Source organism: Clavibacter davisi (assembly GCF_052751415.1).
Genome location: NZ_CP199882.1, coordinates 683,497 through 706,968 on the forward strand (window position 1 = coordinate 683,497; position 23,472 = coordinate 706,968).

Here is a 23,472-nt window from a genome sequence, read left to right on the forward strand (position 1 = left end):
CCTCGGCGCGAGCGGGCCACGCGTGAGCGGGCCGCGCGCGAGCTGGCTCGCCCGGCGCAACCCGTCGGCGGTGCTCGCCGGGCTGTTCGCGGTGTCGGCCGCGCTCATCGCCGTGCGGGATCCGGCCGTCGCCCTCGGCGTGCTCGTGCTCGCCGTGGCGCTGGCGCTCGTCGGCGCGCGCGTCGGCGTCGGCGCCGTCCTCCGCGCGCAGCTCGCATTCGGCGGCTTCGCCCTCGGGATCCTGCTGGTGAACGCGATGAGCCGGCCGGGCGCGGTGCTCGCGCGGGCGGGGGCGTTCCGGATCACCGAGGAGGGCCTCGACATGGGCGCCGCGCTCGCCCTGCGGACGCTCGCGCTCGGCACGCTGTCGGTCGCGTTCCTGGCGGCCGTGGATCCGGTCGACCTCATGATCAGCCTGCACCTCGACCTGCGGCTGCCCGCGCGCGTGACCTTCGCGGTGCTCGCCGGTCAGCGGATGCTCCAGCGGCTCCCCGCGGAGTGGGCGACGATCCGCGCGGCGCAGGCCGTGCGCGCGCCCCTCGACCGGCGCGGTCGTCCGCGGCGGGGACCCTTCGCGGCGGCGGCGTTCGCGCTGCTGGTGTCGTGCATCCGCCGGTCGGCCCGCGTCGCGCAGTCTCTGGAGGCCCGGGGCCTCGGGCTCGAGCCGCGCACGGTGTGGCGACGGAGGTCGCGGGGCTGACGCGCGGGCCCGCCGGCGGATCAGGCGCCGGACGCCCCGACGAGGACCGCGCCCGCGATCCGGTCGGCCGCCTCGGCCGGGGTGATCCGCGACGTGTCGACGACCTCCGCCTCCGCGTGCAGCCAGGTGCGGGCCGCCTCCTCGTAGGGCTCCACGCGGGAGAAGCGGAAGGCCGACGGGCCGAGGTCCGCATCGTGCTGGATCCGGTCGCGGAGCGTCGCCGTGTCCGCGTGCAGCACGAAGTGGCGGATGGGGATGCCGTGCGCGGCGAGGCCGGCGCTGATCTCGCGCCAGTAGGCCTCGACGAGCACTGTCATGGGCATGACGAGCGTGCCGCCCGCGTAGTCGAGCACGCGCCGCGCCGTCTCGACCACGAGCGGGCGCCACGGCGTCCAGTGCTGGAAGTCGTCCAGCTGCGGGAGGGGCGGCCGGATGTCCATGAGCACCTCGCCGACCTTCTCGGCGTCGAGCACGCGGCTGTCGGGGATCCGCTCCTGCACGAGCCGCGAGGTCGTCGTCTTGCCCACGCCGTGGGTGCCGTTCAGCCAGATGATCATGGCCGGAGGCTATCGGCGGCGTGGCGCCGACGGCATCCGTCCGGCGACGTATCCCGGTCCGCCCTGGCCGCCGGCGTGCCGGAGGACCAGGCTGGAGGGGCGGCGGGATCCGGCCCCGTCCCACGACGCGCTTCCCCGCGCACGCGGAAGGACCCCATGCTCTCGATCGTCTACTCCAGCACCGCCGAGCGGTCCTTCGACGACGTCGACCTCGCGCAGCTCCTGGCCCAGAGCCGCGCGACCAACGCGGCGCACGGGCTCACCGGCCTCCTCGTCCACCGCCAGGGGCGCTTCCTCCAGCTGATCGAGGGCGAGGAGGACGACGTGCGCGAGCGCATGGCCGCGATCCTCGCCGACGACCGCCACGGCCGGATCGCCACGCTCATGGAGGAGCGGATCACCGAGCGTCAGTTCCCCGACTGGACGATGGGCATGGCGAAGTACGACGCCCGCGTGGCCGAGCGGATCCCCGGCTACCGCGACACCTTCGACAACCTCGAGGGCGAGCGCCCGGACGACGCCATCCGGCCCGCGCTCCGCGAGCTGATCCGCAGGTTCCAGGAGGACACCGGCCGGCTGTCCTGAGGGGCGGGGCCCGACGCCGGCCTCACCCGCCCGGGTACCGGTAGAACCCCTCGCCCGTCTCGACGCCCGTCTTGCCGTGCCGCACGTAGTTCTCGTGGAGGTACTCGGCCCAGGCCCGCACCGTCGGATCGTCCGACATGCGCGCGGTGGCGTAGGAGTTGCGGAGGCCGATGACGTCGTAGATCTGGAACGGGCCGTACGGGGAGCCGGTCGCGGTGCGCCAGGTCGCGTCGATGGTCTCGACGTCGGCGTACCCGCCCACGAGGAGCTCGGCGGCGGCGCGCATGAACGGCGCCAGCATGGTGTTGAGCACGTACCCGGGCTTCTCCTTCGTCATCACGACCGGCGTCATCCCGGTGTCCGCTGCGTACCGACGCACGGCCTCCACGGCGGCCGCATCGGTCGAGGGGGAGGGCATGATCTCCGCGGTGCCGTAGCGCCAGATGCGGTTCGCGAAGTGCAGGGCCAGGAACCGGCCGGGCAGGTGCACCACGTCGACGAGATCGCTCGGCACCATGTACGACGAGTTCGTGGCGATGATCGCGTCGTCCCGCGCGAGACGGGAGACCGCGTGATGGAGCTCCCTCTTCACGGAGAGCACTTCCGGCGCCGCCTCGATGACGAGATCCGCGTCCCGCACGGCCTCGGCCAGGTCCGTCGTGATGCGGAGGGAGGCGAGCGCGGCCGCCGTGCTGCTCGGCGTGGCGCCGACCACCGCATCCTCGACGTACGCCGCGGGCAGCCCGGCCAGGCGCCGTCGGGAGGCGTCGAGCGCCGTCTCGCTGATGTCGTAGGCCGTGACGCGCCGACCGCGGAACGCGGCGTGGAAGGCGATCTGCGAGCCGAGCGTGCCGATCCCCAGCACGGCCAGGGTCTGGATCTCGGACATGCGGGTCCTCCTGGGGTGGGGTGACGCGACCCACGAGGAGCGCGTGCCGGACGCCGCCCGGCGGTCTTCGCGCGCGGACGTCCGCGTCACGGTAGTCAGCCGCCCACCGGCTCGGGCTCGTTCTCCTCAGCTGGCGGGCGTCGCGCCCCGCCAGAATCCCGCGAGGAGCTCCGCGCTCGCCTCCGGCTGGTCGACCTGGGCGGAGTGGCCCGCGTCGGCGACCACCTCGTAGCGGGCGCCCGTGCGCTCGGCCATGTCGCGCTGCCAGTCCTGGGGCCACGCGTCGTCGGCGTCGCCGTGCGACACGAGCACGGGGAGGCCGGTGGCGCGGAGCTCGTCGGCACGGTCGCTCTGCGCCTGCATGATCTCCAGCGCGCCAAGCAGCTGCGCCGACGCGGTGCCGAACAGGCGGGTGCGGAACCACTCCACCTCGGGGTCGGCGCCGTCGAGCTGCTCGGGCAGGAACCACAGCGGCCAGAGGCCGGCGCTGCCCGACGCGCGGACCGCCGCGATCTGCTCGGACCGCTCGCCGCGGCTGCGGGGGCCCGAGTTCCAGTGCGTGTAGCTGGCGAAGCGGCCGGGATCGCGGATCACGGCCTGGAGGCCGACGACGCCGCCGAAGCTGTGGCCGAGGAGGTGCACGGGGCCGAGCGGCGCGGCGGGGGCGGCATCGGTCGCGACGTGACGGCCGCCGGATCCACCGACGCCCGCGAGCGCGTCGACCACGTGGTGCACGTCCTGGCCGAGGGTCTCGAGCTCGTAGCCCGACGCGTCCACGGGCGGCTCGGCCTGGCCGGGGCCGGTGGATCCCCACTGCCCGCGCTGCGAGAACGCCACCACCGTGAAGCCGCGGTCGGCGAGCGGGCCGAGCAGCGGGAAGAAGTCCTCCTTCGACCCGGTGAAGCCCGGCACGAGCAGCGCGACGGGCGCGGTCGCCGGATCCCCCGTGCGGGCGGGCACGCGCACGGCCGACAGCCGCGCCGCCGGGACCTCGATCACGAGGTCCTCCGCGTCCTTCGGCCGGTGCTCGGACAGGGTGCGCGGGGCGTGGGCGTCGGTGCTCATGTCGTCAGCGTAGGCCGGGGGTGCGGCGGCGGCGCGGTCGTCAGGCCGCATCCACCACCGGCAGCGTCAGCCGGAAGCGGGCGCCCGCGCCCGGGACGGCGGGCAGGCAGACGAGGTCGCCGCCCTGGGCACGGGCGAGCGCGCGGGCGATGGAGAGGCCGAGGCCGGCGCCGCCGTGCTGGCGGTCGCGGCCGTCGTCGAGGCGGACGAGGCGGTCGAAGACGCGCTCGCGGTCGGCGTCGGGGACGCCGGGGCCGTCGTCGGACACCGTGACGTGCACGGATCCGTCGTCGGCCGCCTCCGCCGCCACGCGCACCTCGGCCGCGGCGTAGCGGGCCGCGTTCTGCAGGAGGTTGTCGAGGATCTGGGCGAGCCGGTCGGGATCCGCCCGCACGGCCGGGGGAGCGCCGCGCACGTCGGCGTCGATCCGGATGCCCGGGGTCCGCGCCCGCTGCTGCGCGACCGCGGCCTCCAGCACGGGCGGGACGCGCACCGGGCGTCCCTCGACGGAGAGGCCCTCGTCGAGGCGCGCCATCATCAGCATGTCCTCGACCAGGCGGCCCGCGCGGATCGCCTCGCGCACGACGTGCACCGACAGGCGCTCGCGCTCCTCGGCGCTCGGGTCGGTGCGCACGAGGGCGTCGGCGGAGGCGCGGATCCCGGCGACGGGCGTCCGCAGCTCGTGGGCGGCGTCGGCGACGAAGGCGCGCATGCGGGCCTCGGCCGCGAGGGCCTGGCGCTCGGCGTGCTCGATGTCGTCGAGCATCTCGTCGAAGGCGACGGCCGTGCGGCCGAGCTCGGTGGTCGGGCGGGTGGGGCGGAGGCGGCGGCCGCGGTCGCCGCGGCCGATGGAGCGGGCGACGCCCGTCATGACCTCGAGCGGGCGGAGCGTGCCGCGGACCACGACGACGAGCGCCACCGCCGCGAGCGCGAGGAATACGAGCGAGGTGACGGCGAGGATCCCGCGGAGGGAGGCGAGCGTGTCGTCCACGGATCCGGTGCCCGCCGACAGCTCGAGCACCGTCCCGTCGCTGAGGTCGGAGCGGAGGGTGATGCCGTCGGCGGTGGAGCGCACCGAGCTCGCGGAGACGGAGACCGCGTCGGCGCGCGGCGTGGCCGGGGCGGTGACGGATCCGCGCGCGTCGCCCAGCGGATCCGGCCCGGGCAGCGTGGCCCCGAGCGGATCCCGGCCGGGCCGCACGGAGACGGCCCCGCCGTCGGGGGTCGTGATCTGCACGGCCACGCCCTGCGCGCTCAGCCGCTCGGCGAGCGCGTCGTCGTCGAGCACGCCCACGAGCGCCGCGGCCGCGGACGCGCGGTCGGCCAGCCGGTCCTGGATCTGCTGCCGCAGCTGCGCCCCGAGGATCGTCTGCACCGTGAGCGAGAGCGCCACGAGCAGCACCGCGAGGAGCGCGAGCACGGCGAGGACAGTGCGGGTGCGGAGCGAGCCCGTGCGGAGCGGAGCGTCCGGCGTGCGCGCGGGAGCGCGGCGGTGCGCCAGGCGCCGCGCGCGGGCGACCGCGCTCACGCCTCCACCCGGTAGCCGAGCCCGCGGACGGTGTGCAGGAGCCGCGGCCCACGCGCCTCCATCTTCTTGCGGAGCGCGCTGATGTGGACCTCGACGAGGTTCGGATCCGCGTGGTCGTACCCCCACACCTGCGTGAGCAGCTGCGTCTTGGAGAGCGTGCGGCCGCGGTGCGCGGCGAGGTAGGCGAGCAGCTGGAACTCGATGGAGGTGAGGTCGAGCACCTCGCCGCCGCGGCGCGCGAGGCCGGAGTCGGGATCCACCAGCAGGTCGCCGATCTCCACCACGCTCGCGAGCCGGCCGCGCCGCCGCAGCACCGCGCCGACGCGGGCCACGAGCTCCGCGAGCGCGAACGGCTTCACGATGTAGTCGTCGACGCCCTGGCCGAAGCCGCGCAGGCGATCCTCGACGGCGTCGCGCGCGGTGAGCATGATGACGCTCGCGTCGCTCCAGCGGCGGATCCGCTCGGCCAGCTGGATGCCGCTCGGCCCGGGGAGCATCCAGTCGAGCACCACGAGGTCGGGCAGGAAGCCCTTGACCTCCTCCTCGAGCTCGACGCCCGAGGCGAGGCCGCGGACGACGAAGCGCTCGGCGGTGAGGGTGGAGACGACGGCGGCGCGGATGGCCTCGTCGTCCTCCACCACGAGGACGCGTGCGGGAGGGAGCATGAGGCGACCCTAGGAGGCCCGGATGGGCGATCCCGGCCGCATGTCCGCCCGGGACGCGGAACTTAAGCAGGACTTCAGATCCGCTGCCGAGCCTGGCAGTACCGACCCGGCGCATCCCGCGCCGCGGCGGACACGGAAGGAACACCATGGACGACACCATCACGGTCTTCGAGAAGGGCCGCGGCACGCAGAAGCCAGCGCCGCGGAAGCGCCGCGCGGGCATGGCCGTCGGCATCGCCGGCGCCTCCCTCGGCCTCGTCGCGCTCCTCTCCTCGGCGGCGTTCGCCGACGGGAACGGCGGCGACACCAGCGGCGCCACCGGATCCGGGAGCGGCACGACCGCCACCTGCCCGGCGCCGCCCGCGCTGCCGGACGGATCCACGCCGCCCGCGCTCCCGACGCCGTCGAAGAACGCCGACGGATCCACCGCCACCGTGCCCGCGCCGCCGACGAACGCGGACGGGACGCCGGCGACGCCGCCCGCCCCGCCGACGCCGCCCACGCCGTCGAAGAACGCCGACGGATCCACCGCCACCGTGCCCGCGCCGCCGACGAACGCGGACGGCACGCCGGCCACGCCGCCCACCCCGCCCACGCCTCCGACCAACGCGGACGGATCCACGGCGACCGTGCCGGCCCCGCCCGCCGACGGCTGCGCGCCGCCCGCCCCGCCGGTCGGCAAGGACGGCACGGCACCCACCCCGCCCGCCGCTCCCGCGGCCCCGGGGACGACCGGCGGCGCCACCGCGCCGGCCGCCCCGGCCGCCCCGCAGCAGTCCGGCGGCGGCTCGGCCACGACGCCGGCGCCCACGACCGGCAGCTGACCGGATCCACCGTCCGGCCGGGGCCCGCGACACCCGCGGGTCCCGGCCGGACCTCTGCCAGGCTGGCCGCGTGACCGCCAGCATCCCCGCGCCCGTGCCGCTCGTCGGCACCCACGTCCGCCTCGATCCGCTCACGCCCGAGCACGTGCCCGCCCTCCATGCCGCCATCGCGCACCCCGCGGTCTTCGCGGGCGGCTTCGGCGGCGGCGCGGCGGGCCTCCGCGCGGATCCCGACGCCTTCGCCGAGTGGGCCCGCGGCTACTTCCGCTGGGACGACCTGCCGTACGCCGTGATCCTCGTGGGCGGCCCCCACGACGGGACGCTCGTCGGCACGAGCACCCTCACCGACCTCGACGTGCGGCGCGAGCGGATCCACCTCGGCTGGACCGCGTACGACCCGCGCGTCTGGGGCACCGTCGTCAACGCCGAGGCCAAGCGCCTCCTCCTCGGCCTCGCGTTCGACTCCGGGTTCGGCCGCGTCGAGCTCCAGGCCGACGCGCGCAACGACCGCTCGCGCGCCGCGATCCGGAAGCTCGGCGCCACGCTCGAGGGCGTGCGCCGCCGCGACCAGCGCCGCGCCGACGGCACCTGGCGAGACGCCGCGGTCCACTCGATCCTCGTCGACGAGTGGCCGACCGTCCGCGCCGGCCTCGACGCGCGCATCGCCGCCCACGAGGACCGCCCGGTGCTGTTCCGCACGCCGCCCGCATGAGCCGGATCCTCGTCACGGGCATGTCCGGCGCCTGACGACGTCGGCGGGCGGGCGCCGTCCGGCGATCCGCATGGCGTCCGGCGATCCGGATGCGCCGGGCATCCGGCCCGAGACCTGCATGCGCGCGCACGCTCGGGACTCCGGCGGAGCTATCCCGCGGGAGGCCGGCGCGGCGTGCCGGGGGCCGGACGGGGGCGCGGATGCGGTCCGGTCCGGGGGCGCCGCGCCGCCGTCGGGACGCGGACGGCGCCGTCCCGGTGGGCGGTCAGGAGCGCCATGCCCGCGGGCGCAGGCCCGGGCCCGGCGTCGCTCCCGGTGATGCGGATGGAGTGCACCCGCAGCGGCGTCCCCGCGGTCCCCTCGGCCACGCGGATCACCGCGGGCCCCCGCTCCATGCGCAGGTCGAGCGTGGTGGAGCGGCGCGCGGCCCCGGGCTCCAGCGGCGGGTAGCGGACGGTGCGCGTCTGCGCGCGGTCCAGCGCGAAGCCGAGCGCGAGCGGGACCTCGGCGGCGTGGTCGTAGGTCACCGTGACGGAGTGCACCCCCGCCTCCTCGGTCGTGACGGCGAAGTCGAGGTAGCTGCGGCTGCCGGGTTCGGCGGCGTCGGGCGGGGGTGGGCTCGCGTGGACGCGGGCGGCGTCGACGGCGGGGTAGCAGCGGACGTGGACGATTCCATGCCTCCGTGGTGCGCATAGGGGGGACGTCCGCGCGATCCGTCCGGCGTCGTCGCCGGTCGGAGGATGCGGACACCCGATGCTGCGAGGAGCAGCGGAGCGTCGCGGCCGGTGGGTGGTCGGCGCGGGCATCGGGGCGGGACCGCGCACGGGACTCGGGTGTCCGGTCGGCACGTCGTTCGGCCCCGGTGATGCAGGGCGACGGCCTCACCCTACGGCGTCGGCGGGCGTCGCGGGCCCGCGCGTCGAGGTCGGCGGGCGGACGCGCCCGCCGCGTACCCTCGGGAGGACGGCAGGGGGAGTGATGGGCGACGGAGGCACGCAGCCGACGCGCGACCACGACTCCGGGGTCGGGGCCCGACGTCCGGCCCGGGGATCGCTCCACCACGTGGAGCTGCAGGTGCGCGACCTCGACCGGGCGCTGGCGGCGTGGGGCTGGATCCTCGGCGAGCTCGGCTACCGGGAGGACGCCCGCTGGTCCGACGGCGCGAGCCTCCGCCTCGGCGACGCGTACGTCGTGATCGCCCGCGCACCCCGCGACGCCGCGCACGACCGCCGCGGCGCGGGCCTCAGCCACCTCGCCTTCCACGCCGGATCCGCGGCCGACGTCGACCGGCTCTGGGACGCGGCGCCCGACCACGGCTGGGCGCGCCTCTACGCCGACCGTCACCCGTTCGCCGGCGGACCGGACCACCGCGCCGCGTTCCTCGAGGACGCCGAGCGCTTCAAGGTGGAGCTCGTCGCCGCCGACGATCCCGCTGCCCGGCTCCCTCCACCGGCGGCCGCCGCCGCCAGCCGGGAATCCATTCCACGGCGGCCCGCACGATACCGCGAGCGCCGGCCCGCGGTGCGTTTTCGAAATACCGGGAATACCCTTCCTTGGGGGGTTCGCACCCTTCGAGGATGATGTTTTACTCGATGGGTCGCAGCGCGCTTCCACGGTGACGCGAATGCGGGACGAGTCGTGTCCCCGTCGCGCCGGCCGTCGGGTGGCGCCTTTCCGCTGCGGCTCCCGAGTCCTCACTGAATCGATTGCAGGTGCGCACGTGTCCCTTCAGGAAATGCATGGCACGGATCCTGGCGCCGTGTACTACCCGGTCTCCGAGCAGAAGATGGTCCGCGGCGAGGGGGTGTACCTCTTCGACGAGGAGGGGAACGCCTTCCTCGACTGCGCATCCGCCACCTTCAACCTCAGCCTGGGGTACTCGCACCCCGCCGTGGTGTCCGCCATCAAGGATCAGGCGGAGCGGCTGGTGCACGTGACCAGCAGCTTCCAGACCGATCAGATCAACCATCTCTCCCGCCGCCTGGTGGATCTGGCGCCGTCCTCCATCACCCGCGCCCACCTGAAGGTCTCCGGAGGCTCGGAGGCGAACGAGGGCGCGATCAAGATGGCCCAGCGCGCCACGGGCAAGCGCGACGTCATCACGCTCTTCCGCGCGCATGTCGGACAGACCATGATGATGACGAGCATGTCCGGCAACGCCTTCCGACGCGAACCGTTCCAGACGCTCTTCCACAACTCCCTCCAGGTGCCCGACCCCTACTGCCACCGGTGCTTCTACGCGCAGGACGCCGCATCATGCGGGTCGCTCTGCACGGAGCGCCTCTACGACTTCATGGAATACGCGAGCAGCGGCAGCGTCGCGGCTTTCCTGGTCGAGCCGATATCGGGTAACGGAGGGAACATCATCCCCCCGATGGGGTATTTCCAGAAGCTCCGGCAGTTCTGCGACGACATGGGCATCAAGCTCATCCTCGACGAGATCCAGACGGGCATCGGGCGCACCGGGCGGATGTTCGCCGCCGAGCACTTCGGTGTCGAGCCCGATGCGATCACCGTCGCCAAGGGACTCGGCGGCTCCGGAGCGCAGGTCGCGGCGATCCTCGCCAGCGACGAGCTCGCGGACCTGCCCAGCGACCAGCACTCCTTCACGTACGGCTCGAACATCATGGCCGCCGCCGCGGCGAACGCGACGCTCGACATCATCGACGACGAGGCGTTCCTCGCGAACGTCCGGGCGACGGGCGCGCGCATCCTGGCGCGCCTGCACGAGATGAAGAAGAGGTACCCGTTCATGGACGACGTGCGCGGCCTCGGTCTCATGATCGGCGTGGAGATCGCGGATGCGGACGGCAGCCCCAACGTCGCGCTCACGAACGAGCTCGCTCGTCGGGCCATGGACTTCGGCCTGATCCTGCGCACGTCGCGCTACGGGCGGGGCAACGTGCTCAAGATCCGGCCCCCGCTCATCCTCACCATGGAGCAGGCCGACCTCATCTGCGACCGCTTCGACGCCCTGCTGGCCACCCATGCGGGCTGAGGAGCCGGATCTCGACATCCTGTTCGTCGGCGGCGGCTTCCGGACGACGTCGTTCCTCGCGTCGGCGCCGTGGCTGCTCGGCACGCGCCTCGGCATCGTCGAGCGCCGCCCGAGCCTCGGCGGCGGCGACTACCACGACTACGGGATCCTCAGCACGTCCGTCGGCGCGCGCTTCCTCAAGGACGTGGACCTGGCGGGGGACTGGCCGGAGCTGTGGCGCTCCCCGGTCGTGCGCGAGGTCGCCACGGCGGAGGGACCCGTGGACCTGCGCGAGCTCGCGGCCGCGCTCGACCGGATCGGGCAGGCGGTCACGTCCGCGCTGCCCGACGGTGCCGTCCTGTCCGGCCGGCACGCGTCGGAGGTGGAGATCGGGGGATCGCACCCCTCGGTGAGCCTGACCTCCGGCGAGACGCTCCGCGCCCGGCACGTCGTGCTGGCGACCGGACGGCGGGAGCCGCCGCATCCGGCGCTCGCGCCGTGGCCCGACACCACGCTGCTCTCCGGTCGCGTGCTCGATCCGCGGACCAGGCCCCGGATCCTGGAGCTCGTGCGCGCGCGACCCGGTGCGCCGATCGTGGTGGCGGGATCCTCCCACTCCGCCATGTCCGCGCTCCGCGTGCTCCTCGACATGCGCGCCGCCGACCCGAGGACGTTCGCCGGGCACCGCATCGAGGTCCTCGAGCGCTCTCCCGCGCGTCTGTTCTACGGGTCCCTGGAGGAGGCGCGCCGGTCCCAGGTGCCCGAGCGGGAGATCCTCGCGACGCCCGAGGCGGTCTGCGGCGTCACGGGCGCGGTGTTCCGGGACACCGGTCTCCGACACGAGTCGAAGCTCCTCTACACGAGGCTGTGGGACGGCGCCGTGCCCGACGTGCAGCTCGTGCGGGACACCGACGTGGAGCACGAGGCCGACCGGCTCGGCGAGGCGGCGCTCATCGTCCAGGCCCTCGGATACGTGGGTCGCGCGCCCGTGCTGACCATGCGCGGGCAGGGGGTCCTCCGGGCCGCCGACTCCCGGCGACGCGTGGACGCGGACGTCCGGGGTCGACTCCTGGTGGAGGGGCGGCGGCGTGATGACGTGACCGCCCTGCGCCTGGATCCGACGCCCCCCGGGCACCGCGACAACGCCCAGTACGGCCAAGACCTCTACGCGCACCTGTCGGATCGCCTGCGCGGGCTGCTCGACCCGGCCAGGGCGGGCACGTCGTGAGCGCGCTGCCCCGCCCCACCGCCGAGGGCGCGTCCGCCGAGGCCGCGTCCGCCGAGGCCATCGCCGCCGATGCGGTGGCGCGCGCCGCCACCGACAGGCCCTTCCTCCTCGGGATCACCGGTCCGGACACATCGGGGAAGAGCCGCCTGGCAGAGGCCGTCCGCGCCGAGGTCGTGCGGGCGGGCCGACGCTGCACCGTGGTGCACGTCGACGACTTCCACAACCCCCGCAGCGTCCGGTACGACAGCAGCCTGTCGGAGCGCGACGCGTACCTGACGCGCAGCATCGACACCCGGCGGCTCGTCGCCGAGGTCCTCGCCCCGTTGCGGCAGGCCGGATCGCTCGAGACGCGCCTCCGCCATCTCGATCTCGCGACGGACACCTACTCGATCGAACGCGAGTACCGCGTGCGGCCCGGCGACATCGTGATCGTGGAGGGGATCTTCCTGCTGCGGGACGAGCTCCGAGCCCACCTCGACCGCGTCGTCCACCTCCACGTGGATCCGCAGGAGATGCTCGACCGCGGCTTCCGGCGCGACGTCCCCGAGCAGGGGCCCGACGTGATGCGGAAGTACCACGAGAAGTACATACCCGGCCAGCAGGAGCACCTGCGCGCCCACCCGCCCCGGGAGCACGCCGACGTCATCGTGGACAACACGCTGTGGGAGCGGCCCCTGCTCGTGCCGCACGCCCCCCATCCACGCGCGGTGCTCGCCCGGTCCGACATCCGGTGGATCGTGTTCGATCTCTGGGAGACGCTGGTGGACCTGCCGCGCAGCACCAAGGACCACGCGTTCGCCGCGCTGTGCGAGAGCCTGGGGGAGGATCCGCGCCTGCTCCGCACCCCGTGGCAGGCGACCCGGTTCGCGCGCGAGACGGGAGACGTCAGCAGCTACCTCGACGAGCTCGCGAGCCTCCTCGACCGCAGCTGGTCGTCCACCCGCCGACGCGAGGCGCTCGCGGCGCGGCGCGCCATCCACGGCCGCGAATTCGAGCTCGCCGCGCCCCGGATCGTCCGGCAGCTCGGGCGCATCCGGGACAGCGGCATGGGCCTCGGCCTCGTGTCGAACTGCAGCTCCGACGTGCGGGACATGCTCGACGCATCCGGTCTCACCTCGGCGTTCGACGCGGTCGCGCTGTCCGCCGAGACGGGGGTGATGAAGCCCGACCCCCGGGCGTTCCGCGCCGCGATGGCGGCCCTCCACGCGGAGCCGGACGCGACGCTCTTCGTGGGCGATGGGTCGGACGCGGAGCTGGTCGGGGCGCTCGTGGCGGGGATGCATCCGGTGCGCATCGAGGTCCACTCCCGGGTGACCTGGCCCGGCACGGTCACCGCCTCGCTGGAGGACCTCGCGGACGCCGTCGTCGCGAGCACCGCCGCATGATCCTGCCATCCACCCACGCCCCACCTCAGGAAGGACGCCCATGAACGACTACCTCGACCTCGTCATCTTCGACTGCGACGGGGTGCTGGTGGACAGCGAGGTCCTCGCCGTGGAGGTGGACAAGCGGATCCTCGCGGAGCTGGGCTGGCACCTCAGCACGGCGGAGATCGTCGACCGCTTCCTCGGCACGTCCGCGCGCAGCTTCCAGGCCCAGGTGGAGGCGCACCTGGGCATCACGATGGCGCCCGACTGGGAAGAGAGGTACCGGCCTTGGTTCGTCGAGGCCTTCGAGGCGGAGCTGCGGGCGGTGCCGGGGATCGAGGACGCGCTCGACGCGATCACGGTCCCCACCTGCGTCGCATCGAGCGGGAGCCACGAGAAGATCCGGACGACGCTCGGGCTCACCGGCCTGCTCGGCCGGTTCGAGGGGCGCATCCACAGCTCGTCGGAGGTCGCCCACGGCAAGCCCGCACCCGACATCTTCCTGCACGCGGCCGCGCGGATGGGAGCGGCGCCCGAGCGCGCGGTCGTCATCGAGGACAGCAAGTACGGGGTCCGCGCCGCACGCGCCGCGGGGATGCGCGCGTTCGGTTACGCGGGCGGCCTCACGCCGGCCGCGTGGCTGGAGCAGGAGGGCGCGATCGTGTTCACCGACATGGCTGAGCTCCCTGCCCTCCTCCGCGCGCACGCGCCCGACCCGGAGTGAGCATCCTGCGACTCGAGTCGCAACCCGGATGACGACTCCGGCACCCTGTGCGCGCGCCGCGCACCCGGGAGCGTGGAGGCATGCACACGACACCGCACCCATCCACCTCCGGGGTCCGATCCCGGCGCCTCGCGCCCGTCGTCGGCACCGTCGCCCTCGTCCTGGCGCTGCCGCTCGCGATGGGCGCCGCCACGTCCGCCGGCCCCGCGGATCCGCCGCCGCCCGCCCCGCCGCAGCACCAGCCGGGCGGGCACGACCTCCAGAAGGACGACGTCGACGCGTGGCTCGACGGCGTGGTCGGCGCCGCGCTGCCGACCACGGGCATCCCCGGCGCGGCCGTCTCGGTCGTCGCCGACGGGAAGGTGCTCACCTCCCGCGGCTACGGCCTCGCCGACACCGGCACCGAGAGCGGATCCGCCCGCCCGGTGGATCCCGCCGACACCCTCTTCCGCGTCGGCTCCGTCTCCAAGGTGGTCTCCGCCACGGCCGTGATGCAGCTCGTGGAGGAGGGCCGCCTCGAACTCGACGCCGACGTGCAGCAGTACCTCGACTTCGACCTCGACACCCCGAAGGGCACCGTGACCCTCCGGCACCTGCTCACCCACACGGCCGGGTTCGAGGAGGTCATCACGGGCCTCATCGGCGTGCCCGGCTCGGAGCGCGCCCTCGGCGACGTGATGAGGACGGATCCGCCCGAGCAGGTCTTCGTCCCCGGCACCACCCCCGCCTACTCGAACCACGGCGCGAGCCTCGCCGGCTACGTCGCCGAGCGCGTGGCCGGGAAGCCGTTCGTCGACCTCGTGCAGCAGGAGGTGCTCGACCGCGCCGGGATGACCTCGTCGTCGTTCGCGCAGCCGCTGCCGGCCGACCTCGACGCCCGCCTCGCGAAGGGCTACCCCGACGACTCCCAGCCCGCGTACCCGACGGAGGTCGTCAACGCGGCGCCCGCCGGCGCGCTCTCCGCGACCGCCGACGACATGGCCCGCTTCATGCTCGCCCACCTGGGCGACCTGCCCGAGGATCAGGCCCTGCTGGATCCCGCGACCCTCGACGAGATGCACCGCCCCGCCCTCGGCGCCGACCAGCTCGGCACGTTCGCGGCCGGCCAACGCATGGACCTCGGCTTCTTCGACGACAGCACGCCGGGGATCCGCGCGTTCGGCCACGACGGCGACACCAACGTCTTCCACACCGCCATGCGCATGTTCCCGGACAGCGACGCCGGCGTCTTCATCACGTTCAACGGCAACGGCCGCGACGCCGTCGACACGCTCGAGCTCCGCACCGCCGTGCTGCAGGGCTTCGCCGACCGCTACCTGCGCGTGGACGACGCCGCCGGATCCGCCGGATCCGCCGCCGCGACCGTCGCGCCGACGGGCGACCCCGCGGCCGCCGCCGAGCTCGCCGGCACGTGGCTCTCCTCCCGCTCCCCGTTCTCGAACCCGGGCGCGCTGCTGAACCTCAGCGGCCAGACCGAGATCGTGCCGCGCGCCGACGGCACCATCGCCGTCACGCCGAAGCCGCTCGGGATCACCACGGGCGTCTACGAGAAGGCCGGCGACCACCTGTGGCGCGAGGTCGGCGGCGACGCCCTGCTCGCGACCCGCGCTTCCGCCGACGGCGGACCGGTCGACGCGATCGCGTGGGGCGCGTCCTTCACGATGCTCCGGGCCGAGCCGTGGCAGGCCGCGTCGGTGGCGATCCCCGGCCTCCTCGCCGCGGTCGCCGTGCTCGCGGTGTCGGTGGTCGCCTGGCCGGCCGCGGCCATCGCCGGCATCGGGCGCCGCCGACGGGCCCGCGCCTCCGGTGCCGACGCGGTCGCCGTGCCGCGAACCCGCCGCAGCCGCGCGCTGCTGCTGTCGCGCATCGGCCAGGCGGTGACGCTCGTCGCGCTCCTCGGCTGGGCGGCGGCCGCCGTGCAGGCGCTCTCCCTCGTCGACGTCCCGGCCGGGCAGCTCCGCACGCTCCAGGTGCTGCAGGTCGTCGGGGCGCTCGCGGTGATCCCCGCGGCGCTCGCCGCGTGGCAGGCGATCCGCACCCGTCGCGGCGTCGGGATCGTGACGGGCCGGATCCTCGTGGTCGTCGCCCTGGTCGGCATCGCGGCCTTCGCGATCGGCTTCCGGCTCCTCGCGCCGAGCGTGAGCTACTGATGCGCGGCGGGGACGGGCGCGACGCCTGGCATGCTCGGGAGGTGACCGACCCGACACCCGACCGCGCGGACGCGGCCCGCGCGGACGCGGCCCGCGCGGACGCGGCTCCCGCGGTCGCCCCCGCCCCCGTCCGGCCGCGGGGCGCGCTCGCCGACCGCATCCGCCAGGCGCTCGCCCGCGTCGGCATCCGCACCGCCGCCCGGCGCGACGCGGCCGCCGCGGCCGCATGGGCGCTCCTCACCATCCCGCTGCTCGGCGTGCTCGGCGCGCTCGTCTGGGCGGACGGCACCGCCCGCAGCATGTCGCCGGCGCAGGGCGCGGTCATCGCGGTCCTCGCCGTCGTGCAGTGCGCGCCCCTCGCGTGGCGGCGCCGGCATCCGCGGTCGACCCTCCTGGCCGTCTCGCTCCTCCAGGCGGCGCTCGTCGCGGTGCTCCCGCCGCAGTTCGGGTTCTGGGCCGCCGCGCCCGTCGTCGCGGCCTACACGGTCGGGGCACTCCTGCCGCCGGCGTCCGCCGTCCGCATCGTGGTCGCGGCCATCGCCATCGAGGCGGTGGGCGCGTCCCTCGCCGCCACCGGGCAGGTGCGCGCGCTGCTCGTGCCCACGGCGGTGGACGCGCGGTACGGCATCGACACGGTCGTCTCGGCCGCGTCGATCCTCGTCAGCGGGCTGCTCATCGCCGCCGCGAGCGCCGCCGTCGGATCCTGGGTCGCGCTCCGCCGCCGCCACGACGGCGACGTGCTCGCGCGGGCCGCCGAGACCCTCGAGCACCAGGCGGCGCTCGGCCGGGCCGCGGTCGCCGCCGAGCGCACCCGGATGGCGCGCGAGCTGCACGACGTGGCCGCGCACCACCTCACCGCGCTCGTGGTGCAGGCGGGCGCCGCCGAGCGGCTCGTGGACCTCGATCCGGAGCGCGCCAAAGACTCCCTCCGCGGCATCCGCCTGCAGGGCAGGGAGACCCTCGACGCGCTGCGCTCCATCGTCGGGATCCTCCGCCAGACCTCCGATGCCGAGGGCGCCGACGGGGTCGGCACCGTCCCCGTGCCCGGCCTCGCCGACCTGCCCGGCCTCGTGGCGGCGGCCCGTGCGGCGGGCACGGAGGTCGAGGAGCGCGTGACGGGCGACGCCCCGCCGCTCGGGCCGCTCGCCGACGTCACCGCGTACCGGACGGTGCAGGAGTCCCTCGCCAACGCGCGCCGGCACGCGCCGGGGTCCGAGGTGACGCTGACCGTGCAGGCCGAGCCGACGCGCATCGCGCTCACGGTCGAGAACGCCCTGCCCGCCGCCCGCCCCGCGACCGCGCCCGGCTACGGCCTGGTCGGGATGCGCGAGCGGGCCGCGCTCGTCGGCGGACGCCTCGAGGCCGGACCCACCGCGACCGGCACGTGGCGCGTGCGCCTCGAGCTGCCGGTCGAGCCCGTCGCCGCCGACCGGGCGGGCGCCGCGTGATCCGCGTGGTGCTGGTCGACGACCAGTCCATCGTCCGCGCCGGCTTCCGCGTCGTGCTCGAGACGGCCGGCGGGATCGAGGTGGTCGGCGAGGCGTCCGGCGGCCGTGAGGCCGTCGCGCTCGTCGGCCGGCTCGCGCCGGACGTCGTCGTGATGGACGTGCGGATGCCCGGCGGCGACGGCATCGAGGCCACCCGCGCGATCACGGGGGCGGACGTCGACGCCGCGGACGTCGCCGACGACCCCGCCCCCGCCGTCTTGGTCGCCACCACCTTCGACCTCGACGAGTACGTCTTCGGCGCGCTCGAGGCCGGCGCCCGCGGCTTCGTGCTCAAGGACGCCGAGCCCGAGGAGTTCATCCAGGCCGTCCGCGCGCTCGCCGTCGGGCAGTCCGCGCTCGACGGCGTCACCACGCGCCGCGTCATGGCCGAGTTCACGCGCCGCCGGGCCGCCTCGGCCGTGCATCCGGGCGCCGACGTGCTCACGCCCCGGGAGCAGGACATCGTGCGGCTCCTCGGCGACGGCCTCTCGAACGACGAGATCGGCGCGCGGCTCGTGATCGAGACCAGCACCGTGAAGTCGCACCTCACCCGGATCATGACGAAGCTCGCCACGCGCGACCGCCTGCAGACCGTCGTCTGGGGCTACCGCTCGGGCCTCCTGCCCTGACCGGATCCGGCTCGGCGCGACGCGCCCGGGACGCCGCTGGCGGTCGCGCGGATCGTCCTCCGCGTTCGCCCGCGATCCACCGTCCGTGCCGCGAACGTGCATGGAGAGCGGCGCACGCTCCCAGCCCGGTCGTGGTCTGATGGATCCATGGAACCCATCTACACCGCTATCGCGCACGCCTCCGGCGGAGGACGCGACGGACACGTCCGCAGCGAGGACGACCAGATCGACTTCGACACCCGTCCCCCCAAGGAGATGGGCGGCTCGGGCGAGGGCACGAACCCGGAGCAGCTCTTCGCCGCCGGGTACAGCGCCTGCTTCCTGGGCGCCACCCACCTCGTCGGCAAGAACGCCGGCGTCGACACGAAGGACGCGGGCGTCTCCGCCAGCGTGTCCATCGGCGACAACGGCCAGGGCGGATTCGGCCTCGCGGTCGAGCTCGACGTCTACCTCCCGAACGTGCCGGCCGAGCGCCGCCAGGAGATCGCGGACGCGGCCCACCAGGTCTGCCCGTACTCCAACGCCACGCGCGGCAACATCGACGTGAAGGTCACCATCGTCGACTGACCGTCACCGCTCGACCCGCGAGGCGGGCGTCCCGATGGGGACGCCCGCCTCCGTCGTCCAGGGGCGGATGGGTAGGGTCGTGCCATGCCTGAGAACACCGGCCCCGCAGGGGCTCCCCTCGACGACGACGCCCGTGCCGCCCTCGAGGAGCTGGGGGAGATCCGCGGGAGCATCGACAACATCGACGCCGCCCTCGTGCACCTGCTCGCCGAGCGCTTCAAGTTCACCCAGTCGGTCGGCCGGTTGAAGGCCGCGCACGGGCTGCCCGCGGCGGATCCCGAGCGCGAGCGCCGCCAGATCCTCCGCCTCCGCGCCCTGGCCGAGGAGTCGAAGCTCGACCCGGCCTTCGCGGAGAAGTTCCTGAACTTCATCGTCGCCGAGGTCATCCACCACCACACGCAGATCGCCGAGGACCAGGGCGCCGCCACCTCCGCGGTCGCGCCCGAGGACGGCGGGCCGGCGGCCTGAGGCGGCGCCTGCGGCGCCGCGTTCTCGATCAATCCGGACTCACGCGCGGCTATGGCCGAATGCGAGCAGATCACCGAGTCTTCTCTTCCGCCAGTCGTTGCATCAGAACCCGCCGCGTTGCCCCTCGGAGCTCGAATCGGCGCTCGTCTGCGTGAATCAAGGCCTCACCCGGACGCGTGCGGATTACTCCGCGGAATCCCTGGGGGTCCGTCCAAAGACCTTCTCAAGCCTCCCATCCAACCAGTCCTCCGAGCCCTCTTCCAATATCTTGGTTGGGTGATTGGAGTAGAGGAGTTCGTGGGACATCTGCATGTCGAGTTGGCGCGAGACGAGGTCGTAGGTGATGCGGTATTGCGTCGGGCGCGGGACGCCGGCCTCGTCGAACTGGGCCTCTGCGGTTCTGAGGTCGTTGCGCAAGAATCGCTGTACTGCGACTACGCGCTCGTCGCTCGCGTCCACACCGCGCAGCTGATTTGCGTAGAGGACGGCCCCTTCTTGCTCGAAGAAAACGTTGGCGTAGACGTGCCCGATCTCAGAACCCGCGTAGATGTATGTCCTGGTCAGGCCCGGGGCGCCCCCGCTGTATTCGAGGGCCAGGGGCACCCACTTGGATGTGAGTTCTTGCAGGATTTCGTATTCTGTCCTCGCCATGGCTGTCCTCGGTCAGTTTCCGTTCGGCGCAGGGGCGTCATCGTCGCCGAATATCTTCCTCAAGCGTCCGTCGAGCCAGTCCTCGGCGCCTTCTTCCATGATCTTCGCGGGGTGGTTGGCGTACATGGGTTCGTGTGATAGCTGCATGTCAAGCTGTCGTATGACGGTGTCGTACGCCACGCGGTATTGCGTCGGCACGGGGGCGCCGAGCTCGCGGAGCCGCGTCTCGGCCGCCTTGAGGTCCTTGAGCAGGAAGCGCTGCACGGCCACGGTCCGGTCCGGGTCGGCGTCCACGCCGCGTAGCTCGCTGGCGTAGATGACGGAGCCATCCTGCTCGAAGAAGACGTTCGCGTACGTCCTATCTCGCTCGGAGGCGGCGTAGACGAATATCCGGGTCAGGTCCGGAGCGCCGTCGGAGTACTCGAGGGCCAGGGATACCCAGCTCTCGATGAGTTCCGCCAAGACCTGCTCTTGATCCATCCGTCGCCTTTTCTCTCTCAATGGGAAGCGATGATCATCCACTCGCCATTGCAGCGGAGATCATCGATCGAACTTGCCCAGATGCTCCCAGTCGCCGAACTGGGGCACTCGTTCCCAATGGCGATCCATCTTCACCTCTCGGTACTCTGAGACGTGAGTGAGTGGATCTGCGTCATCCATGACGACGTGCTTGGCGTAGCCTTCGGGCTTGAAGACGAACTCCTCTACGGCGTTGGCCTCGTTGATCCGATGGAAGGACCGATCGGCGGGATAGCGGTGCTCCGTCACGTTGGACATGAAGAGCCGGCCCTGCAGGTTCGTGAACCCGTATCGAAAGCGCTGGCGGCCGAGTTCGTCGAGAAATGAGACATTGACGAAGTCGGCATGAGGGATGACTTCGAGCAGGAATTCAGGCACCGTGCGATCTCGGGCGTCATCCTTGAGTGCCGCGACGGAGAACCAATGGTCGGGCTCGGGGACCAGGCCGTCGAAACGGTTCCGTGCGTCGGCCTCCGACAATGGATTGATGGGCTCGTTGAATTCGCCGTCCCATCTTTCGCAGTAGATGTACTTCACCGGGAGTCCTCGAAGGCGTGGGCGTGGCCGATCTCAGCCTCCGCTCGGCGCAGGGGCGTCATCGTCACCGAATATCTTCCTCAAGCGCCCGTCGAGCCAGTCCTCGGCGCCTTCTTCCATGATCTTCGTGGGGCGGTTCGCGTACACGGGTTCGTATGATAGCTGCATATCGAGCTGACGTATGACGGTGTCATACGTCACTCGATATTGTGTCGGAATTGGTGCGCCCAGTTCTTGAAGCTGTGTCTCGGCCGCCTTGAGGTCGCGGAGCATGAATCGCTGCACTGTCACGGCCCGATCCCGACTGGCGTCCACGCCTTCGAGCTCGTTCGCATACACGACGGATCCCCTCGGCTCGAAGAACATGTTCGCGTAAGCGCTGTCTCGCTCAGACGCACCATATACGAATATCTTCGTCAGATCGGGGGCGCCGTCCGCATACTCGAGGCCCAGTGACACCCAGTTCCGGATGAGGTCGTTCAAGATCGCCGCGTGATCCATCCGTCGCTTTCCTCCCATCGCCGCGTCCTCGCGCCGACGCTCGGTGCGCAGAGCCGAGGTGCCCCCATCCGGGGGCATCCCGACGACGTGCCCAGCATCCCCGTGCCGCGTCACCTCGTCAAGCGCCGGATGGGATCCGCGGGTACGGCCGCGAGGCCTCAGCCCTCCGGGTACTCCTCCCGCAGCACGCGCTCCAGCAACGCAGCTACCGCGCCCGGGCCCGAGGCGGGAGCGACCGCCTCGACGCCCGCGTTGTAGTTGGTGTTCGTGTTCACGTCGTAGGTCACGAGCCGGCCGTCGGCGGTCTCGATGAACTCGATCCCGGCCACCTCGATCCCCAGCCCCGCGAGGAATGCGACGTAGCGCTGCACGAGCGGGTGCTCCGCGGTGATGTCCTCCCGCAGCGAGAAGATCGTGTCGCCCGGCTGCTGCGCGATGGTCGCGCCGGGCGGCATCACGAGCGCGCCCGTCGCCGGGTCGATCGCGCAGGCGTCCGCCGGGCACAGCTGGTACCCGCCGCGCGCCGTGTCCGCCTGGATCGCGTAGACGAACCGCCCGCCCACGATCTCCACGCGCGTCACCCGCGGCGTCGCCGCCTCCAGGAACTCCTGCAGCAGCGTGATCCCGTCCTGCGGCTCCTCGAAGTCGGGCCCCTCCACGTACGCGGCCAGCTCCTCGACGCTGTCGAACCTCCGGACGCCGAGGCCCTTGCCGCCCTGGTTGTGCTTGGTGATGAACGGCGTCGGGAGTCCTCGCGCCGCCTCGACGATCCGGTGGCTGCCGATCACGGCGCGCGTCCGCGGCACCTCGATCCCGGCGGCGCGGAGGGCCGTGAGCTGGTCGACCTTGCTCACCTCGAGCTCGATCGTGCGGCGGCCGTTGACCGTGCGGCGGCCGTGCGACTCCAGCCAGCTCATGAGCGAGCGCGTGTAGTCCTTGGACAGCGCGTGGTCGCGCGTGTGGGCGGAGGCGCTGATCCTCGACCAGAAGATCCCCTCGGGCGGCGCCTCGTCGATCTCCAGCACGCCGTCGGTGAGGAGCCACTCCTCGTACGGCACGCCGCGCGCGTCGAGGGCGGCGGCGAACGGCCCGAACCACTCGGGGTTCTCGTGGATGGCGAATACCTTCGGTGCGGTGGTCATCCACCCAGGCTACGAGGCCGGGGAGGCCGCGCCCAACGCGTGACGCGCGAGGCGTGACGCGCGACGTCAGCGCAGGCGCACGAGCGCCTGCACGGGCAGGTGGTCGCTCATCATGCGGCCCTGCCAGGCGAAGTCGTTGACGGCGGCGGCGCGCACGTCCACGCGCTCGCTCACGAGGATCCAGTCGATGCGCGGCGCCCCCACCACCGGCGGCCGGTAGTCGGGGAACGTGCCGAACGCCGGGGTGGCCTGGCGCGCGGTGTCGAGCCAGGAGTCGCGGAGGCCGCCGCGGCGGGTGAGCGCGTCGTAGGGCGTGGAGTCGACGGGCGCGTTGAAGTCGCCCATGAGCACGAGCGGGAGCCCGGCGAAGCGCGTGCGGACGAGTTCCGCGATGGCCTCGGCCGCGCGGTCGCGGGCCTCGGCGACGTCGTGGTCGAGGTGCGTGTCGAGCACCACGAGCGGGAGGCCGGTCGCCTCGTCCTGGAAGCGGGCCCAGGTGAGGATCCGCGGCATGGGGTTGCCCCACGTCATGCTGCCGATCACGTCCGGGGTGTCCGAGAGCCACATCACGTCGTGCTCGAGGAGGGTGAGGCGGGACGCCTGGTAGAAGATCGCGCCGTGCTCGCCGTGGCTGCCGCCCTCGCGGCCCTGCCCGACCATGCGGTACGACGGCGGCAGCGCCTTGTCGATCACCTGGATCTGCGGCCACACCGCCTCCTGCACGCCGAGCACCGTGGGGCGCTCCTGCTGCAGGAACCGGATCAGCGGCTCCTGGCGCTCGGGCCAGTGGTCGGCCTCGCCGGGGCGGGTGCCGTGCCACGGCATCCGCACGTTGAGCGAGATCAGGTGGATGTCGTCGCCGGTCGTCGGGCCGATCGCGGGGGTCATGCCCACCATTCAACCCCGCCCGCCTGATCGCCGGGCCGCGGCGCGGCGAACGGATGAGCACCCGAGCGCGATGACGACCACGGGGTCGTCGTCGAAGCAGCGGTCGGACGCC

At 73.5% G+C, this 23,472-nt stretch carries 26 protein-coding genes; 14 read left to right on the forward strand and 12 right to left on the reverse strand.

All coding sequences use genetic code 11. The features are described from left to right. Nucleotides 1-22: 22 nt before the first annotated feature. Nucleotides 23-700 carry an energy-coupling factor transporter transmembrane component T family protein gene (locus tag ACU4ZT_RS03410; RefSeq protein ID WP_445971905.1) on the forward strand — a complete coding sequence of 226 codons (678 nt, stop codon included), beginning with the start codon at nt 23-25 and terminating at the stop codon, nt 698-700. Between the two features lie 20 nt (nt 701-720). Here the strand turns inward: ACU4ZT_RS03410 and ACU4ZT_RS03415 are convergent, their stop codons facing one another. Beyond that, nucleotides 721-1,257 carry a P-loop nucleotide/nucleoside kinase family protein gene (locus ACU4ZT_RS03415; RefSeq protein ID WP_414748353.1) on the reverse strand — a complete coding sequence of 179 codons (537 nt, stop codon included), beginning with the start codon at nt 1,255-1,257 and terminating at the stop codon, nt 721-723. Nucleotides 1,258-1,413: 156 nt separating this feature from the next. Here ACU4ZT_RS03415 and ACU4ZT_RS03420 point away from each other — a divergent pair, with 156 nt between their 5' ends. Beyond that, nucleotides 1,414-1,842, forward strand: a complete 429-nt coding sequence (locus ACU4ZT_RS03420) for a BLUF domain-containing protein (protein WP_445337906.1) — start codon at nt 1,414-1,416, stop codon at nt 1,840-1,842. Between the two features lie 22 nt (nt 1,843-1,864). On the opposite strand, the gene ACU4ZT_RS03425 is transcribed toward ACU4ZT_RS03420, so the two are convergent. The 4 genes from ACU4ZT_RS03425 to ACU4ZT_RS03440 form a co-directional block, all read right to left on the reverse strand. After that, on the reverse strand, nt 1,865-2,731 hold the full coding sequence (locus ACU4ZT_RS03425) for a 3-hydroxyacyl-CoA dehydrogenase (protein ID WP_445337908.1): 867 nt from the start codon (nt 2,729-2,731) through the stop codon (nt 1,865-1,867). A 126-nt stretch (nt 2,732-2,857) separates the two neighbouring features. Next, complete coding sequence (locus tag ACU4ZT_RS03430; RefSeq protein ID WP_063070131.1) at nt 2,858-3,796, reverse strand: alpha/beta fold hydrolase; 939 nt, start codon at nt 3,794-3,796, stop codon at nt 2,858-2,860. 40 nt (nt 3,797-3,836) lie between these two features. Beyond that, nucleotides 3,837-5,324, reverse strand: a complete 1,488-nt coding sequence (locus ACU4ZT_RS03435; RefSeq protein WP_445337911.1) for a sensor histidine kinase — start codon at nt 5,322-5,324, stop codon at nt 3,837-3,839. Beyond that, complete coding sequence (locus tag ACU4ZT_RS03440) at nt 5,321-5,989, reverse strand: response regulator transcription factor (protein ID WP_063070133.1); 669 nt, start codon at nt 5,987-5,989, stop codon at nt 5,321-5,323. Before ACU4ZT_RS03440 ends, ACU4ZT_RS03435 begins: the two co-directional genes overlap by 4 nt. Nucleotides 5,990-6,135: 146 nt before the next feature. Here ACU4ZT_RS03440 and ACU4ZT_RS03445 point away from each other — a divergent pair, with 146 nt between their 5' ends. Next, nucleotides 6,136-6,813: a hypothetical protein gene (locus ACU4ZT_RS03445; RefSeq protein WP_445337913.1), complete on the forward strand. Its 678-nt coding sequence runs from the start codon at nt 6,136-6,138 to the stop codon at nt 6,811-6,813. A gap of 70 nt (nt 6,814-6,883) precedes the next feature. Further along, the gene (locus ACU4ZT_RS03450) at nt 6,884-7,525 is read left to right on the forward strand and encodes a GNAT family N-acetyltransferase (protein WP_063070135.1); all 642 of its coding nucleotides are present in this window, start codon (nt 6,884-6,886) and stop codon (nt 7,523-7,525) included. 149 nt (nt 7,526-7,674) lie between these two features. On the opposite strand, the gene ACU4ZT_RS03455 is transcribed toward ACU4ZT_RS03450, so the two are convergent. Beyond that, entirely contained in the window at nt 7,675-8,067 is a 393-nt protein-coding gene (locus tag ACU4ZT_RS03455) for a hypothetical protein (RefSeq protein WP_175345437.1), read from the reverse strand. A gap of 436 nt (nt 8,068-8,503) precedes the next feature. Here ACU4ZT_RS03455 and ACU4ZT_RS03460 point away from each other — a divergent pair, with 436 nt between their 5' ends. The 10 genes from ACU4ZT_RS03460 to ACU4ZT_RS03505 all read left to right on the forward strand — a co-directional run bounded on the left by ACU4ZT_RS03460 (nt 8,504) and on the right by ACU4ZT_RS03505 (nt 19,122). Then, nucleotides 8,504-9,106, forward strand: a complete 603-nt coding sequence (locus ACU4ZT_RS03460; protein WP_414748347.1) for a VOC family protein — start codon at nt 8,504-8,506, stop codon at nt 9,104-9,106. A 154-nt stretch (nt 9,107-9,260) separates the two neighbouring features. After that, nucleotides 9,261-10,523, forward strand: a complete 1,263-nt coding sequence (locus ACU4ZT_RS03465; RefSeq protein ID WP_063070136.1) for an aspartate aminotransferase family protein — start codon at nt 9,261-9,263, stop codon at nt 10,521-10,523. Beyond that, complete coding sequence (locus tag ACU4ZT_RS03470; RefSeq protein ID WP_063070137.1) at nt 10,513-11,730, forward strand: FAD/NAD(P)-binding protein; 1,218 nt, start codon at nt 10,513-10,515, stop codon at nt 11,728-11,730. The genes ACU4ZT_RS03465 and ACU4ZT_RS03470 overlap by 11 nt, the downstream gene beginning before the upstream one ends. Beyond that, complete coding sequence (locus ACU4ZT_RS03475; protein ID WP_063070138.1) at nt 11,727-13,115, forward strand: HAD-IA family hydrolase; 1,389 nt, start codon at nt 11,727-11,729, stop codon at nt 13,113-13,115. The genes ACU4ZT_RS03470 and ACU4ZT_RS03475 overlap by 4 nt, the downstream gene beginning before the upstream one ends. 40 nt (nt 13,116-13,155) lie before the next feature. After that, on the forward strand, nt 13,156-13,821 hold the full coding sequence (locus ACU4ZT_RS03480; RefSeq protein WP_063070139.1) for an HAD family hydrolase: 666 nt from the start codon (nt 13,156-13,158) through the stop codon (nt 13,819-13,821). 80 nt (nt 13,822-13,901) lie between these two features. Further along, the gene (locus tag ACU4ZT_RS03485; protein ID WP_445337917.1) at nt 13,902-15,971 is read left to right on the forward strand and encodes a serine hydrolase domain-containing protein; all 2,070 of its coding nucleotides are present in this window, start codon (nt 13,902-13,904) and stop codon (nt 15,969-15,971) included. Between the two features lie 41 nt (nt 15,972-16,012). Then, complete coding sequence (locus ACU4ZT_RS03490) at nt 16,013-17,419, forward strand: sensor histidine kinase (RefSeq protein ID WP_445337919.1); 1,407 nt, start codon at nt 16,013-16,015, stop codon at nt 17,417-17,419. Further along, nucleotides 17,416-18,087 (forward strand): response regulator, encoded by a 672-nt coding sequence (locus ACU4ZT_RS03495; protein ID WP_063070141.1) that lies wholly within the window; start codon nt 17,416-17,418, stop codon nt 18,085-18,087. Before ACU4ZT_RS03490 ends, ACU4ZT_RS03495 begins: the two co-directional genes overlap by 4 nt. A 147-nt stretch (nt 18,088-18,234) precedes the next feature. Next, complete coding sequence (locus tag ACU4ZT_RS03500) at nt 18,235-18,654, forward strand: organic hydroperoxide resistance protein (protein WP_063070142.1); 420 nt, start codon at nt 18,235-18,237, stop codon at nt 18,652-18,654. A gap of 84 nt (nt 18,655-18,738) precedes the next feature. Then, complete coding sequence (locus ACU4ZT_RS03505) at nt 18,739-19,122, forward strand: chorismate mutase (RefSeq protein ID WP_063070143.1); 384 nt, start codon at nt 18,739-18,741, stop codon at nt 19,120-19,122. 183 nt (nt 19,123-19,305) lie between these two features. On the opposite strand, the gene ACU4ZT_RS03510 is transcribed toward ACU4ZT_RS03505, so the two are convergent. The 6 genes from ACU4ZT_RS03510 to ACU4ZT_RS03535 form a co-directional block, all read right to left on the reverse strand. Next, on the reverse strand, nt 19,306-19,773 hold the full coding sequence (locus ACU4ZT_RS03510; RefSeq protein ID WP_063070144.1) for a hypothetical protein: 468 nt from the start codon (nt 19,771-19,773) through the stop codon (nt 19,306-19,308). A gap of 12 nt (nt 19,774-19,785) precedes the next feature. Beyond that, nucleotides 19,786-20,253: a hypothetical protein gene (locus ACU4ZT_RS03515; protein WP_063070145.1), complete on the reverse strand. Its 468-nt coding sequence runs from the start codon at nt 20,251-20,253 to the stop codon at nt 19,786-19,788. 60 nt (nt 20,254-20,313) lie between these two features. Next, a complete protein-coding gene (locus tag ACU4ZT_RS03520) occupies nt 20,314-20,829 on the reverse strand; it encodes a hypothetical protein (RefSeq protein WP_063070146.1) in 516 nt (171 codons plus the stop codon). A 33-nt stretch (nt 20,830-20,862) separates the two neighbouring features. Further along, nucleotides 20,863-21,330 (reverse strand): hypothetical protein, encoded by a 468-nt coding sequence (locus ACU4ZT_RS03525; protein ID WP_270980045.1) that lies wholly within the window; start codon nt 21,328-21,330, stop codon nt 20,863-20,865. A gap of 158 nt (nt 21,331-21,488) precedes the next feature. After that, a complete protein-coding gene (locus tag ACU4ZT_RS03530; protein ID WP_270980043.1) occupies nt 21,489-22,472 on the reverse strand; it encodes an ATP-grasp domain-containing protein in 984 nt (327 codons plus the stop codon). A gap of 66 nt (nt 22,473-22,538) precedes the next feature. Beyond that, on the reverse strand, nt 22,539-23,360 hold the full coding sequence (locus ACU4ZT_RS03535) for an endonuclease/exonuclease/phosphatase family protein (protein ID WP_270980041.1): 822 nt from the start codon (nt 23,358-23,360) through the stop codon (nt 22,539-22,541). Between the last annotated feature and the right edge of the window lie 112 nt (nt 23,361-23,472).